Source organism: Scytonema sp. UIC 10036 (assembly GCF_009725235.1).
In genome coordinates, this window is sequence record NZ_WJFC01000278.1 from 1 (window position 1) to 14,187 (window position 14,187).

The 14,187-nt window shown below is 40.0% G+C and carries 11 protein-coding genes; 6 read left to right on the forward strand and 5 right to left on the reverse strand.

The window, feature by feature from the left end; all coding sequences use genetic code 11:
* Positions 1-163: 163 nt before the first annotated feature.
* Positions 164-1,360, reverse strand: coding sequence for a glycosyltransferase (locus F7734_RS56375; protein WP_279239894.1), 1,197 nt, complete (start codon positions 1,358-1,360; stop codon positions 164-166).
* 280 nt (positions 1,361-1,640) lie between these two features.
* Between F7734_RS56375 and F7734_RS56380 the strand changes: the two genes are divergently transcribed.
* Positions 1,641-1,826: a hypothetical protein gene (locus F7734_RS56380; RefSeq protein ID WP_155752888.1), complete on the forward strand. Its 186-nt coding sequence runs from the start codon at positions 1,641-1,643 to the stop codon at positions 1,824-1,826.
* 15 nt (positions 1,827-1,841) lie between these two features.
* Positions 1,842-3,131 (forward strand): proton extrusion protein PcxA, encoded by a 1,290-nt coding sequence (locus tag F7734_RS56385; protein WP_155752889.1) that lies wholly within the window; start codon positions 1,842-1,844, stop codon positions 3,129-3,131.
* Positions 3,132-3,141: 10 nt separating this feature from the next.
* Here F7734_RS56385 and F7734_RS56390 read toward each other — a convergent pair whose 3' ends face one another.
* A complete protein-coding gene (locus F7734_RS56390) occupies positions 3,142-3,438 on the reverse strand; it encodes an acylphosphatase (RefSeq protein ID WP_155752898.1) in 297 nt (98 codons plus the stop codon).
* A 70-nt stretch (positions 3,439-3,508) separates the two neighbouring features.
* Between F7734_RS56390 and F7734_RS56395 the strand changes: the two genes are divergently transcribed.
* Together F7734_RS56395 and F7734_RS56400 are read left to right on the forward strand one after the other, a co-directional pair.
* Complete coding sequence (locus F7734_RS56395) at positions 3,509-3,874, forward strand: DUF1823 family protein (protein WP_155752890.1); 366 nt, start codon at positions 3,509-3,511, stop codon at positions 3,872-3,874.
* A gap of 538 nt (positions 3,875-4,412) precedes the next feature.
* On the forward strand, positions 4,413-6,071 hold the full coding sequence (locus tag F7734_RS56400) for an alpha-amylase family glycosyl hydrolase (RefSeq protein ID WP_155752891.1): 1,659 nt from the start codon (positions 4,413-4,415) through the stop codon (positions 6,069-6,071).
* Between the two features lie 335 nt (positions 6,072-6,406).
* On the opposite strand, the gene F7734_RS56405 is transcribed toward F7734_RS56400, so the two are convergent.
* Both F7734_RS56405 and F7734_RS56410 read right to left on the reverse strand, forming a co-directional pair.
* Positions 6,407-8,485: a sensor domain-containing diguanylate cyclase gene (locus F7734_RS56405; protein ID WP_155752892.1), complete on the reverse strand. Its 2,079-nt coding sequence runs from the start codon at positions 8,483-8,485 to the stop codon at positions 6,407-6,409.
* A gap of 476 nt (positions 8,486-8,961) precedes the next feature.
* Positions 8,962-10,200, reverse strand: coding sequence for a murein transglycosylase A (locus tag F7734_RS56410; RefSeq protein WP_155752893.1), 1,239 nt, complete (start codon positions 10,198-10,200; stop codon positions 8,962-8,964).
* Positions 10,201-10,712: 512 nt separating this feature from the next.
* Between F7734_RS56410 and F7734_RS56415 the strand changes: the two genes are divergently transcribed.
* Together F7734_RS56415 and F7734_RS56420 are read left to right on the forward strand one after the other, a co-directional pair.
* Positions 10,713-10,967 (forward strand): hypothetical protein, encoded by a 255-nt coding sequence (locus tag F7734_RS56415; protein ID WP_155752894.1) that lies wholly within the window; start codon positions 10,713-10,715, stop codon positions 10,965-10,967.
* 47 nt (positions 10,968-11,014) lie between these two features.
* The gene (locus F7734_RS56420) at positions 11,015-11,308 is read left to right on the forward strand and encodes a type II toxin-antitoxin system VapC family toxin (RefSeq protein ID WP_155752895.1); all 294 of its coding nucleotides are present in this window, start codon (positions 11,015-11,017) and stop codon (positions 11,306-11,308) included.
* A 77-nt stretch (positions 11,309-11,385) separates the two neighbouring features.
* On the opposite strand, the gene F7734_RS56425 is transcribed toward F7734_RS56420, so the two are convergent.
* Positions 11,386-13,944 carry a vWA domain-containing protein gene (locus F7734_RS56425; protein WP_155752896.1) on the reverse strand — a complete coding sequence of 853 codons (2,559 nt, stop codon included), beginning with the start codon at positions 13,942-13,944 and terminating at the stop codon, positions 11,386-11,388.
* Positions 13,945-14,187: the final 243 nt, after the last annotated feature.

A 14,187-nucleotide genomic window follows, 5' to 3' on the forward strand; every position in this document is an offset into this window, starting at 1 on the left:
AGTTGTTAGTTGTTAATGGTTGGTGGTTGGTGGTTAGTGGTTAGTGGTTGGTGGTTAGTGGTTAGTGGTTAGTGGTTATTGGTTAGTGGTTAGTGGTTATTGGTTAGTGGTTATTGGTTAATTTCCAACCAACAACCAACAACCAACAACTAACAACTAACAACTATCCATTAACCATCAATCCCATCTCTTTCAAACCTTGGCGCAGTCGTTGTGCCTCTTCGGGATTGTGTTGTTCGTGAAGTGCGATCGCAGATCTAAAAGCAGTTAAACTATCTTCTACGTAGCCAAGTTTTAGTAGCACGACTCCCAAGTTTTGGTAAGCTTCGGCGTATTTAGGATTTAATTGAATGGCTTTTTTATAAGCTGCGATCGCGTCTTTGAACAAATTCATCGCTTTCAAGGTCATGCCAAGGTTATAATATCCTGTTGTAAAACTGGGATCGATTTTTAAAGCTGTTTCATAAGCTGTTTTTGCAGCATTTAAATCTCCAGATGCTTTAAACAGAGCACCTAGATTGTTGTATGCTCCTAATTTTAGGATTGGATAAATAGGTAATTTGATAGCAGCTTGATAGTGAGCGATCGCCTGTCTGGTATTTTGCAACCGACTGTAGGCAATACCCAAATGATAATAAAGTTCGTACAAAATATCGTAATTATCTTCAGCAGAAGCAACTCCTCGCGCAAGTAACTCTACTCCTTGTATGACTTTGCCTTGTTCGATATAAACTGCGCCCAGTTTACTACAAACATAGGGATCGTGAGGATGAGCGGCAAAAAACTCCTCCATTGCTGCTTGTGCTTTAGCAAATTTATTTTGTCGGGCTATAGCATCTTTTTGATATCCTGTGTGTAAAATTGCAACTCCTTCCAAATAACCAATTTGCCAATGCGGTTCCTTATTGAGAAGTGCAGATACACTATCATCTACTAAAGCGTGGTAGGGACGGGAAAAGGAAATTTCAGGGTGCTTGCGAAATAGGCGTGAAACCAAAGAATAAGGAGATTGTTCTGCACCAACTTCATGGCGTACCAGGTTAATGAGCAGGTATTCTTCCCTTTGTATGGCTTCTTTTAACTGCGGTACGATTTTTTGGGTGAGAGTTTCATCTGCATCCAGTACAAGAACCCAATCACCTGTAACATATTTTAAAGCCTCATTGCGAGCAGCACTAAAGTCATTGCACCATTCAAAGTGGTGTACCTCAGCACCGAATTTTTTAGCGATGTGTGGTGTGCTATCTGTTGAACCTGTATCTAACACAACCATTTCATCAACAAGATTCTTAACGCTACTTAGACATTTAGGAAGCGTTGTTTGTTCGTTTTTGACAATCATGCACAGGCTGAGTTTCATAATCTGATGTCATCTTTGACTTTCTGAGGGTAGGGAAAGAGCGATAAGCTTTGCTTAACGCCTAAGGCGTATCGCGCTCACAATACTAATGCTAGATTTATATCACCGTCTGCAATGTAGCCAATTATCTTCTTTTAACAAGTGGGTGCAAAAAGAGACTGGGGATTGGGAAATACGCTCAATCACCCTGATAACATAAGTAGGTAGGCGGAAATCAACAAAACTATGTTCCCAAATGTCAAGCCTAAAACTCTTACCAATGACTAATGATGAATTACAAATGACAAATGACAAAACACCTACTCAATTCAATCGTGAGGGTGTTAAAGGTGGCGGGGAGTATGTAAAATTGTTTGAGATGGGCGATCGCCTTAAAAATCAGAGTTTATATGTTCCGCTTGTTCTCGATATCTCATCGGCTATTCTTGACTGTAAATTAACTCAAAAACGTCAGATGCATACCTAATCAATAAATACTCCCATGAAAGATTATTTTTTGAAGAAAAAGATAGTTGTTTTGAAAGAAAGACTTCACGAATATCTGCAATCTATCTACCAATGGTTGATAGGTACACCAGAGCGATCCCTTTCAGAAGCTTATCAGGCTGCTCAAACCATAAGAAATATAGAGATAGAACATTTTGCCGGAAAGAAAATATCTTCCGAATCAGCGAGTTATTCTGAAACTGCCATGTCTTATTGGCAAGTACAATTAGAAAAAAATCTTCTTATTATCAAATTAAGATTGGCAGAATTTCAGACAGGCAATTCGTTTTTCAATACTCCCAACACAACCTTTTTAGAAAAGTTACAGTTTATTGATGAAATTTTAGACAAGTATACTTATCGGCAAGAAAAGCCAGAACAAGTTAGTGATGAAAATATAGTATTCAAACCACAAAATTTACAAGTTAGTAATGTCATTGAAAATCCAATTACTTCATCTCAAGGGTCTGAGATAAGGGTTGAATCTGCTTTTAATAAATCAGGGTTGTTACCTAGAACCATTGGTAGAACTTTCAGTAGAATTCAAGAAGATTTTTCTCCAGAAGCTGAAGAAAAATTTGTGAGAAATTTTCGGAGGTCTCAAAATAGAACAAGAATGGCAGTCAGATTTTTATTGCTGCTAGTCATTATACCAATGTTAACCCAGCATTTTTCTAAACCTTTGATAGAACCTATTGTTGCCAGAGTGAGAGGTGAAAGCCCAAGTAAAATTTTTCTTAACACTGAAATGGAAGAAGAAGCTTTCAAAGAACTAAAGACTTTTGAAAAAAAACTTCAATTTCAACATTTTATCTCTCAAGCGCCGCCAATTGCTCCGGAGTCAATAGAGCACCAAGTAAAAGAGAAGGCTCACGAACTGGTTGAGGAATTTCAAGCAAAAAGTAACAGTGCTATTAGCAACATTTTTGCCGATCTATTAGCACTGATAGCTTTTGCCTTAGTAATTGTGACAAGTCAGAAAGAAATTATCGTGGTAAAAGCTTTTTTAGATAATATCATTTATGGTTTAAGTGATAGTGCTAAAGCTTTTTTAATTATCTTATTTACGGATACATTTGTAGGTTTTCACTCACCCCATGGATGGGAGGTGATTCTAGATGGTGTTGCGGAACATCTTGGTCTTCCAGCCAATCAAAGCTTAATATCTTTATTTATTGCCACTTTTCCCGTAATTTTAGATACCATATTTAAGTACTGGATCTTCCGCTATCTCAGTCGGTTGTCACCTTCTGCGCTAGCCACATATAAAGATATGAACGAGTAAAAAAGTTTTTCTAGCGCCTTACTTGAAATCCTTGCAGCCCTTCGGGTTGCTCGTATTCTATATGTATATCTTTTACCATAGCAGCAGGTGGACCTTCATAACACCAACGAATTATCTCATCTACAACCTCCTGACTTCCTTCAAAAACTGCTTCTACACGCCCATCGGGGAGATTCCGCACCCAACCTGTTAATCTGAGTTGGGTAGCAGTTTCCACGGTGGCATAGCGATAGCCAACCCCTTGAACTCTCCCAGAAATGAATACGTGGGCGCGAACTTGCTTTGACTGCGGTGTGGTATTCTGCATTAACTGGTTAGGGTTTGATAATTTCATCCTACTGTGTTTATTATCGCAATTTTGAATTATTTAGGTGTCTATGTCTAATTTGCCATCTCTGACGACAGAAACTATTTGGGCAATTCTCAACGAAGAAATTGATGACGCTACAGTCAATCAGTTAGTCTGGCACTCCTTGGGCTATCGTTATGACTCCTCAACCGAACAGTGGGACAACACACAAGTTGCATCTGAATGGCGAGATGAATATCCCGAACCACCACATTTTATTGAAAGTCGCCCTGCAACAGTCAAACTAACTCGTTCCATTCCACCAGAGAACAAACAACTCTTGAAGGAAAAGTTGGGCTTTAAAGGTTACAAAATTGGAGAGTTTGGTCCTCGTCAAACTCGCAGGGCAACAGCAGCAAACTGGTTATTAAGTTTTATGCAGCAGACAAATTAACCGTATCTTACGCAAAGATTTATGGTTAATCGCCCTCTCTCCTCTTACCTCTGTGTACTCTGCGTCCTCTGCGGTTAAAGAAATGACTTTTTAACCGCAGAGGCACTGAGAATGCAGAGGAGGAAAGATGAGAAATTACCGCCTTAATCAAAATTTTATGAGTCACCTTGACAGGGCGCTTATGGGCTTTAGCCCTACCTACAGTACTACAGTACTGTTCATGATGGTTAGCTAGCTTCTTCAAAAACTCTAGTTTTACCACGTGCATAGCCATTAAATTATGTCTTTCAACATAAGAAAACTCTTGCTTCTCCATCCTCTAGATAGAGGTATAAATTTTTTAATTATTTCTAGGGGAATATTGGCGAATTCATATGATAACCAGACAATATTGATAGTTCAAACATTCTAAGAAACACATTTTCTAGATTATCAGTGACTAAATAATCATTGGTATCACTCATTATTTAGTCATTAGCAATGGTGTTAGGAATGTTTACTTTTCTCTGGAAAATTCATTTCAATTTCACAATTTCCTATGGCAAAACCAATAGAATTCAACTTATTTGCACCCTATAATGAAGGCGCTGCTGTCATTGGTTCTTTTTCTAATTGGGAACCAATCCCAATGCAAAAGGGTGATGATGGTTATTTCCGCACAACAGTTGAATTAGAAGACGGTACTTATCAATATAAATTTCGCGTTCAATCTAAATCTTGGTTTTTTGAACCCGACCAATGGGTAGATGTGACAGACCCTTACGCCACTAACATTGATGAATTGGGCGGACATGACAATGGTATTATACAAATCAAAGATGGTGAACGTATTATTGATACTTATGTTTGGCAACATGACGATAAACCTTTACCTGCAGACCATGAATTGGTGATTTATGAGTTGCACGTTGGTGACTTTTCTGGTGGTGAGGACGATCCTTATGCACGTGGCAAATACAAGCATGTTGTTGAAAAGTTAGATTATCTATGCGAACTGGGAATTAATGCTATTGAGTTAATGCCAGTTAAAGAATATCCAGGCAGTTATAGTTGGGGTTATAATCCTCGTTACTTCTTTGCTACAGAGTCAAGTTACGGTTCAACAGCAGAGTTAAAAAATCTCATTGATGAGTGCCATGCTAGAGGCATTCGTGTCATTATGGATGGTATTTATAACCATTCAGAAGCATCTTGTCCCCTCACACAAATCGACCACGATTATTGGTATCATCATTCACCTCGCGATCCCGATAATAACTGGGGTCCCGAATTTAATTACGAACACTATGATGAAAATTTAGAGACTTATCCTGCGCGAAAATTTATTGGGGATACAGTTCGTTTTTGGATTAGTGAATATCATCTAGACGGTATTCGTTATGATGCAGCGCGGCAAATTGCTAACTATGACTTCATGCACTGGATTGTGCAGGAAACTAAAAAAACGGCTAGCATGAAGCCTTTTTATAATATTGCCGAACACATTCCTGAAACTCCCAGTATCACCAATGTAGACGGACCAATGGATGGGTGTTGGCATGATAGTTTCCTCCATACTGTTGTCGCACACCTTTGCGGTGATACCTTTGATTTAGAACAACTTAAAGATGTCATTGACTGCAAGCGCCAAGAATTCATGGGGAGTACAAATGTTGTGAATTACTTGGCAAACCACGACCACGATCGCCTCCTGGTAGAACTAGGAAAGCGCAACATTTTTGACGAAGAAGCTTTTAAACGATTGAAGTTAGGTGCAGTTCTCCTGATGACAGCTGTAGGAGTACCCATGCTTTGGATGGGTCAAGAGTTTGGGGAATACAAGCCAAAAACACAAGAATCATCCAAAATTGATTGGAAATTGCTAGGCAATGACTTGAATCGTGGCTTATTTGAATATTACAAAGGTTTAATTAACCTGCGGAAACACAATCATGCTCTTTACACGGAACATATTGACTTCATTCACGAAAATCCAGAGGCAAAAATTTTAGCATACAGTCGATGGAATGACGAAGGTTCTCGTGTTGTCGTCGTCGCCAATTTCTCAGAAAACTTCCTTGGCGGGTATCATGTCCCCAACTTCCCAAATGGTGGTACATGGCACGAATGGACTAGCAACTACGATATCGAAGCAGGCGATGATGGTATTATGACTGACTTAGGACCCTATGAAGCTAAAGTGTTTGTTTGGCAATAAGTAAACCTCTCACCTCCTTTACTCTCGTTCCCCCCGTTCGTCACTCTCGTTCCCAGGCTCCGCCTGGGAATGCCTTCGGTGGAGGCTCCGCCTCCCGTACTTGAAAAAGGAGTAGAGTGGGCATTCTAGGTCTGTCAAGGTGGATCAAAGCTTTGGAAAAGCATTTCATGTCAGCTTATATACCCTGAAGAAAACTCACGCAAAGACGCAAAGGCGCTAAGAAATTATGAGACTTTTATGCGAACAGACGTGTTAACCAATTAGTAAATCTGATTGCAATATCTGTATGAGGACGAAGAGCATGCTTCGTAATTGCTTGTCCTACTCCCTATTCCCTACTCCTCAAAGTTTTGAGAATGCGAACCAACTTTGTACCGATTGCGCCCGTTGGCTTTTGCTTCATACAAAGCTTGGTCTGCGATCGCAATCAAATCTTGGGGTAATAATTCTTGTGTGGGACTCAAGCAGCCAATACCGATGCTGACAGTTATGCACTGGCTGACATCGGAGCGAACGTGAGGAATTTGAAGTTGGGCAACTGCTTGTTGAATTTGTTCTGCAATCTTTAGTGCTCCTGTTGTATCGGTATTGGGGAGAAGGATTGCAAACTCTTCTCCTCCATAACGAGCAACTAAATCAGTAGGTCGTTTCACAACTGCATTTAGCGTTTGAGCAAATTGTTGCAAACAGTTATCTCCTGCTTGGTGACCGTAGTAATCGTTGTAGAGTTTGAAGTAATCGATATCACAAAGAAGCAAACTTAAAGGAGACTGTTCTCGGTTTGAACGTTGCCATTCGCGATCGAGACATTCATCAAAGCTGCGGCGATTGGCAATTTGAGTTAACCCATCTAACGTTGCAAGACGCTTTAGTTCTCTATTGGCTTGTTCCAACTGTTGGTAGAGTTCTGATTGTTGAATTGCGATCGCTAATTGAGTACTTAACTGCCGCAATAAATGCCAAGTTGCTTGTTGCCAATGATATGGTATGGCACAATGGTGAGCAATTAATAATCCCCAAAGTTTCTGATGAATGACAACGGGCAGAACTAATACGGCTCTGACTTGCAATGTCGTTAGTAAATTGACGTAACATGGATCTAAATTGGCTTTTAAAACATCATTCACTGCATGAATGCGTCCTTGAAAATAAGAATGGGAAATTGTTTTTTGAAAGCAAGGATCTTGAACGTTTTGACCGAGAATAGAAAAAGATGGATCGGATATTGATTCTGCTATCACTGTTCCGTGCCAGTCAGCGTCAAATTGGTAGATAACAACTCTGTCAACCTGAAGAAACTGCCGTACTTCTTCTACAGTAGTCGTCAGGATTGAGTCTAAATGCAAAAACTGACGGATGTTTTGAGCAATAATGCCAATCAATCTCTCGCGATGTATTGCCTGCTGTTCCCGCTCCAATGCTCGTCTGAGGGCGAACTCTGTTTGTTGACGTTCTGCTAAATCTGTTTGTATCTGACAATAAAGATCGGCTTGATGGATTGCGATCGCTAACTGCCCTGAGATCTGTCTGAGTAAATCTGCCTCCCACTGCTGCCAATATCGGGGCGCTTGACATTGATGAGCGATTAACAAACCCCAAAGACGATCCTGTCCGAGAATAGGAATAACAATTTTTGACCTAACACCGAGCTGCCTGAGTGTTTCTGCAAGACATGGAGTTATTTCATCTTGTTCAATATCCGCGATAATTCGGATACGCCCTTCATAATAGAGCTGGTAATTCTCTTGAGGAAAAATTTTTTCTGGCAATGGTTGTTCGGCAATCATTGGAATATTCGTCGCAACTGCTTCACTAATAACAGTACCCGTACCATCAGCCATAATCTGATAGACTAAAGCTCGGTCTGCTTGCAGCAATTGCCGGACTTCTGCAACAGCCGTATTCAAAACCTCCTCTATGCTTAAAGACTGGCGAATGCGTTGAGTCAATTGCGAAACAAGGTGTTCTCGTTCTGCCTGTTGTCGCAAAGCTATTTGTTTTGCTTCGGACTCTTGCAATGCTTGTTCCAATCGTTTGCGATCGTCGCTCTTTAGGCAACTTCCAAAAGGAGCATCAGCAAGTGCTTGAGAAATCACTTCCAGCAATCGAATAGCTGCACATAGTGCAACACACGCAGCTAAAGCTTCGATCCCACCTGACAGCCAGTACCGCCGGTGCCAAAACGTCCAGACGTCTATTATGCGATCGATCCCACAGGCAATAAGTAAAACTCCAAATAACAAAAAGATTTGAGTATCAGGCAAGTCTTTTCGCTTGCAAACAAAATACATTAATCCTGCTGCAATAGAGTAGGTAGCTAAAACAACCAAAACATTGGAAATTAACTCAAGCACGAATACTTCAGGTTTTTGGGAATAGCAATGCTTTTGGGCAATAGATAATGGGGGTATCAAAAATAATGTTATTTGATGCAGAATAACCACCTCGCTTTAGGTAAGCAATTTTTGAGAGTTCAAGTTTGCTCTAATGAATGAGAGTAGGCACCCAAACAGAGGTAGAAAAATAGTCACATCCGTTATTTCTCATAAGAATTCGGCACCAAATTGGTGCCATGAAACAAAACTTATCATATATAACTACTTTCTTGTAGTTTTCTTTTCCTGACAATTAGCTAAAATACCGAATATTTTCGGTAAGAAGGATGTCACATTTTAGTAAGAATTGCGTTAATTTAAAACTTGATTATTTGATATCTTTGCGGTTGTTCAGCAAATTTACGTAAAAAAGTAGAGGTCTACTAAAAGAGAAAGTATGAAATATCGAGGATAAAATTAGGGCTTGCACACTGTACAAATTGAACATCATGTGTTGAAAAGAATAACGGTCATTTCACACTTGTAGGGGCGCAACGCATTGCGCCCCTAGTGGTTCATCGTATTGATTCCTTTAAAAGCAAGTAGTACAGATTCCCAGTACTACCCGTGATCCCAGCCCGAGAACCAGCTAAAGAACCTGTCCCCATAAAGTAATCGACACGTCCCGGACTTTTGATAGCGCTACCTGTATCTTGGTCAAGTACAAAGCGATTGACTTGACGCGATTCCAACCCACCACCTTTTTTTGGATAGGGGAACGAGCCATAAATCAGTGCTAGTGCTCCAGGAGGCATGAGAGATTTATCTGTAGCAATGCTACGCTCTGCCGTTACAGGTACACCTATACTACCGGAAGCAGACTCACCATTGGTTTCTTTAAAGAAAACAAAGCGTTCCCACAAAGGTAAATATTCATTTAAATCTTGAGGATGGCGGTTAAAATATGAGATAATACCGGGCATAGTAGCGTTTTCACGCTTTAGCTTACCATTTTTAATCAGTTCTTTTCCAATACTTGTCCAAGGGTAATCTGTACCACCTGCAAAACCAACAGAGGTTGTAGTGCCATCAGTCAGTTTGAGTTGGGCAGAACCTTGAATATGAATCAGGTATGCATCCAGTCGATTGCGAAACCAAAACATTTCCAAACCGCGCAACGGGCTTTTCTCTCCCAGCAAACCATTTTTCCCCTCTAAATCGATACGCTTGGGGTGGGGTTTTGCCCATTGGTCAAAATTTGGTGGGAGTTGGTAAAGAGGATACTTATAAACTGATGTTTGGGTACGACTGGCAGTATAAACTGGTTCGTAGTAGGCAGTAAATTTAACAGTCCCTTTACCATCACTGCCAATTGACTTATAAAAAACAAATTCCCGACGGACAGCAGCTTGTAATTGTGCAGGTGATTTGGAGTTAACCACTAATTGGCGGAAACGTATCAAGCTACGACGGACACGATCGAGCGTAATTTCTGGAATGGGATAATTTTGATAAGCTAAAACTGCCTTATCGGTTTGTAAATAACGCAAGCTGTTATCGATGGAAGCAAGTAACGCCTGTTTATCACCCTGTTTACCCTTTCCGCCCCAAATTTGCTCATCCCAACCCAAGCAACGCGATGGAGATTTGCACGTTCCCACATCTACTGCTTCAAGTGGTGGAGGTAGCGGTTCTGTTGAGTTGTTAGGAATTGGTAATGGAGGTATAGTAGGGACTTGAGCAATAACTGACCAGAGTGGGTTAATCAGGGCAATACCCAGACTCAAAGAAAGTAAAGCAAGGGTTTTCTTCATAATTTATATCAATTTAATTAGTCGAGCGGCATAACAATTTTCTGTTCATTGTTATAAATTGTCACTACTAGTCTGCCAAATTAATTTTGAGGCTCTGCAAGATCCCAGCAATTGGGCTTTACGAGCGGTTGCAATACTGCAAGGGCTGAGAGAAATTGTAGGTTGGGTAGAGCGTAAGCGAAACCCAACAAATGCTGGCAAATGTTGGGTTTCGTTCCTCAACCCAACCTACCTTGAATTTGTGTTTTTAGCAAAACCTACGTAGTATTGCGAGCGGTTGGGCTTTTACCTCATTCCCCCATTCGGTCCCTACACCGATGATCCACTCAACCTGTGCTATGAGAAGCGGCTCACGTGACAATCGCGATTCGGATGGGTACCGCTAGCTTCGCTATCGCACCAGAGGTTAGTTCTAAAGTGTGTGTTAAAGACGAAAGCAAACTGCCAACATCAGACGTGGAATCGTTAATTTTAATATACTGAATGCATCAATATTTCAAGGAGTAACAGCTATGCAAAGTATCAAAGTGCGATCGCTCGTCGGTTCTGACGGAGTCTTACATCTTGATATTCCAGTAGGTATGGCGGACAAAGAAGTAGAAGTCATGGTAATTTATCAACCACTAGAATCTTCGCCTCAGCAAAAAACACCAGAAGAATTAGGCTGGCCACCTGATTTTTTTGAGCAAACTGCTGGTGCGCTGCAAGACGATCCTCTTATCAGATATCCCCAAGGTGAATATGAAGAACGGGAGCCACTAGAGTGATATATTTGCTAGATACTAATGTTTGTATTGTCTACTGAAATCGACCTATGTCCAGTATACATAGACGATTACAATTTCTTTCACCGCAAGATATTGCTGTGTGTTCAGTTGTGAAAGCTGAGTTATTTTATGGTGCAATGAAAAGCAACAAGTCTACACGCACTCTAGCTATACAAGAAGCTTTTCTAAATAATTTTGTTTCCATACCTTTTGATGATGCTGCTGCTAAAATCTATAGCAGAATTCGTGCTGAGTTGACTGCTAAAGGGACTCCGATTGGTCCTTACGATTTACAGATTGCAGCGATCGCCTTAACAAATAATTTAATATTAGTTACTTAAGGGAGACTGTATTTTGGCTTGTATTCATTTTTGGATAAAGAATGAAAAGTAAATTTTTTCATTCTTTATCATTCATCCTATTCTTCTACACCAACAGCAACTTTCTTGGTATAGTACTCAGTCTTCGCGTATACACTGAGAATGCTTTCACCTACCTCAAAAAACGTCCCTTCTTGCTCATCCTTGGAAAACTGCAAGTTTGGATATTTTGCAGCTAGTTCATCAGCAGTCGATGCTATGGGTTGCATTTCGTCTGGTAACAGCCCTGTAGAACCAATGTAGAATACTAGAGGACAAATTTTGTCGCGGTAAATTCTTTCTACATACGCTTCTAATTTTTTATCGGCTGCTGTTAAAGCTGTAACCATCTCCTCTTTACCAACTGGTTTCCCATCCCACTTATCTTGCAAGACTCGCACCAAACTATCAGCACCAACTCTTGCAAGGATAGCTGTCACTACGCCATTTTGCTCTAATCCCAAGAAATTATCGAAAATGGGTTTCATGAACTCATCCACTTTTGTGATTTTTGTACGGGATGACAGTTGCTTGTGGTTGTAAGCGGTATTTTCATTGAAAGCGAGTTCAAAGGTAGGCTTTTGCAAAATCTCTCCAGTTTCTTTGTCATAAACCTGATACATCCTGTCAAGGAACTTGTTTGCAGAATGCAATTTGCTGAGGTTGAGAATCTCTTTGCTACCAATATCGATTTTATAGCTGACTCTAGAGTCAATCGTACCAGTCGCTAGAGCTTCATTGATGTCTGTGTATTCGTTGGTGGTAGGAAAATTAATGTAAAGGCTCTTTGAAAGATAATGCTTTTTCAACTCTTCTAACTGTTCTGGCAAAAAGATATCTGACTCTTCTTTCAAGTGAGCAGAAATGATACTGGAAAGAACTTTGATTTCAGCTAATTGGTTGAATAAACCATCGATACTGCTGTAATATCCCTCAAAAGGTACTAAAGGTAAATTATCCAGTTTAATAGTATACTCATCATGGAAATCAAATTCTTTAACAGGAGAATTATCTTTTTCTAGCACTCCTTGTTCTTTTAAAGCTTCAAAAGCTTTCTTGCTGCTGATTTTCACGCGCAATGATTTCACGTTGAGGTCGCCATCGCTGACGATAGTATAATTATTAAAGGCTGCTAGGTCATTTACTAACAATCCTGCAACTTCAATAATGGGAGTTTTGTCTTCTGCTTTAACCAGCCTGACTTTACGAGTGACAAGCATATTGACTGTGGCGGTGTTGTGGTTGATCTCAAACGATCCCATACCAATATAGTCAGTTTTATCTATGTACTCGGTTGTTAACCAAGGCTTGACAAGGTTACCATCTGCATCTCTGGAACCTTTAACTCTTTTGATTCCTTTTCTTTGATAATTTTCCTGCAAGTGTTTGAAGTTAATAATGATACTGCTGCGATGTTCTTCCAAAAGTTTGATGAGTTCTAACAAGGAAGTTTTCTCGTTAACTTTCACTCTATCTAGAATTTCGTGCTCTTTCAAGACATTGGGATAGAACAATGCAATGTCAATATCTTGGGCAAAATCTGCCACTTGTTCGTTTGTTAAAGCTTTAGCGTGTCTTTCCGTTAAAGTAGCATCAAAAGTACTTGCGATCGCATACTTAGCAGTATTCAAATTTCCTTCCGCCAAGTTGGCTTTTGCAAAAGCATACACCGACTCATCATTTTGAGCCACAGGAACATCTAATTGCTCGTAAGCCTCTTTGGTGATTTGCTTGTATTTGTAAATGATGGCTTCATCATCTGCTTTTAATCCACAGATTTTTATAGTTCCTGTTGTTCCGTTAATTTTCTTAGCACTTTGAGAGAAAAGAATTTGATAGCTGTAATCAGCAGCTAAAGGTTCTTCTATGGCTGGTGCTACTGAACTCCCTAACAATTTAGAAGTGCTGTAAATAGCGTTATAAACTTCTTTGACATCACCCGCTTTAATACATACACCAGAGACAATGTTGGCAATCTTGGAAAGAAGTTTAAAGTCCGAAGAGTAGGAATAAGCAATGGTATTCACAAAAACATCTTTGCCTTTCAGTTCTTGGCAAATAGTCTCAAGGGCTTTTGCTTCTGCACTGGGGCTAGTATCATTAGCATAACCATCGCTGTGGAGAGTGATAGCAGTTAATTCTCCCTCTTGTATCATTGATTTTGCCATCTCCATGGATTGGGAGATGCACGTTGCGTAAGTTGCGCGAATTTGGCGAATGGCTTCTAGGTACGGAGAATTTTGTTTCATCACTTCTTGAATAGGAATTCGTTTGAAGTGACAAGTGACATCCCCTTTGGATGAGTAAGAGATTAAAGTGATAACTAACTGGAAGTTTATGTATTCGTCAAGAGTGAGAAGTTTAATTAAAGTGTCTTTTAATGCCTGAATGTCCCCATACATCGAACCAGAGCGATCGATGATAATGATGCTATGGGCTACAGATTTTTCCGGAATATCACCTGGCTTTCTTTCTAAGTGAACTTTATCTACTAGGTAGTAAGCTTTTTCTTTGCCTGCAAAATTATAAAGAGTAAATTTTGTTCTAGTGTTCTGAGTGGATGTACTGCTATTCTTGGAAGGTTTTGCACTGTTGTTTTTTGATGATTTTTTTGCCATATTTATTCTTACCCCGGTAATAGTAAACTAAAGTAATACTTTATCCTTCATGCTTTTCTACGGTCACCCTGGATAATACGAGTTTCTCGATTGCCTGTATTCTCAGAGTAAACACGGAATTAAACTTGTATGAAAAGCTATGCTCAGTTTCAATTGACATAGTAAATGCAGAGATTGATTTACCCCCCCTCCTTGAATCCCCCCTTGGAAAGGCTACGGTATACACAGAAGTTAGATTTACCC

Coding starts and splice junctions, on each gene's coding strand:
- F7734_RS56390 (WP_155752898.1), bottom strand. CDS start 3,438: ATGCAGAATACCACACCGCAGTCAAAGCAAGTTCGCGCCCACGTATTC.
- F7734_RS56375 (WP_279239894.1), bottom strand. CDS start 1,360: ATGAAACTCAGCCTGTGCATGATTGTCAAAAACGAACAAACAACGCTT.
- F7734_RS56410 (WP_155752893.1), bottom strand. CDS start 10,200: ATGAAGAAAACCCTTGCTTTACTTTCTTTGAGTCTGGGTATTGCCCTG.
- F7734_RS56395 (WP_155752890.1), top strand. CDS start 3,509: ATGTCTAATTTGCCATCTCTGACGACAGAAACTATTTGGGCAATTCTC.
- F7734_RS56425 (WP_155752896.1), bottom strand. CDS start 13,944: ATGGCAAAAAAATCATCAAAAAACAACAGTGCAAAACCTTCCAAGAAT.
- F7734_RS56385 (WP_155752889.1), top strand. CDS start 1,842: ATGAAAGATTATTTTTTGAAGAAAAAGATAGTTGTTTTGAAAGAAAGA.
- F7734_RS56415 (WP_155752894.1), top strand. CDS start 10,713: ATGCAAAGTATCAAAGTGCGATCGCTCGTCGGTTCTGACGGAGTCTTA.
- F7734_RS56400 (WP_155752891.1), top strand. CDS start 4,413: ATGGCAAAACCAATAGAATTCAACTTATTTGCACCCTATAATGAAGGC.
- F7734_RS56380 (WP_155752888.1), top strand. CDS start 1,641: ATGACAAATGACAAAACACCTACTCAATTCAATCGTGAGGGTGTTAAA.
- F7734_RS56420 (WP_155752895.1), top strand. CDS start 11,015: ATGTCCAGTATACATAGACGATTACAATTTCTTTCACCGCAAGATATT.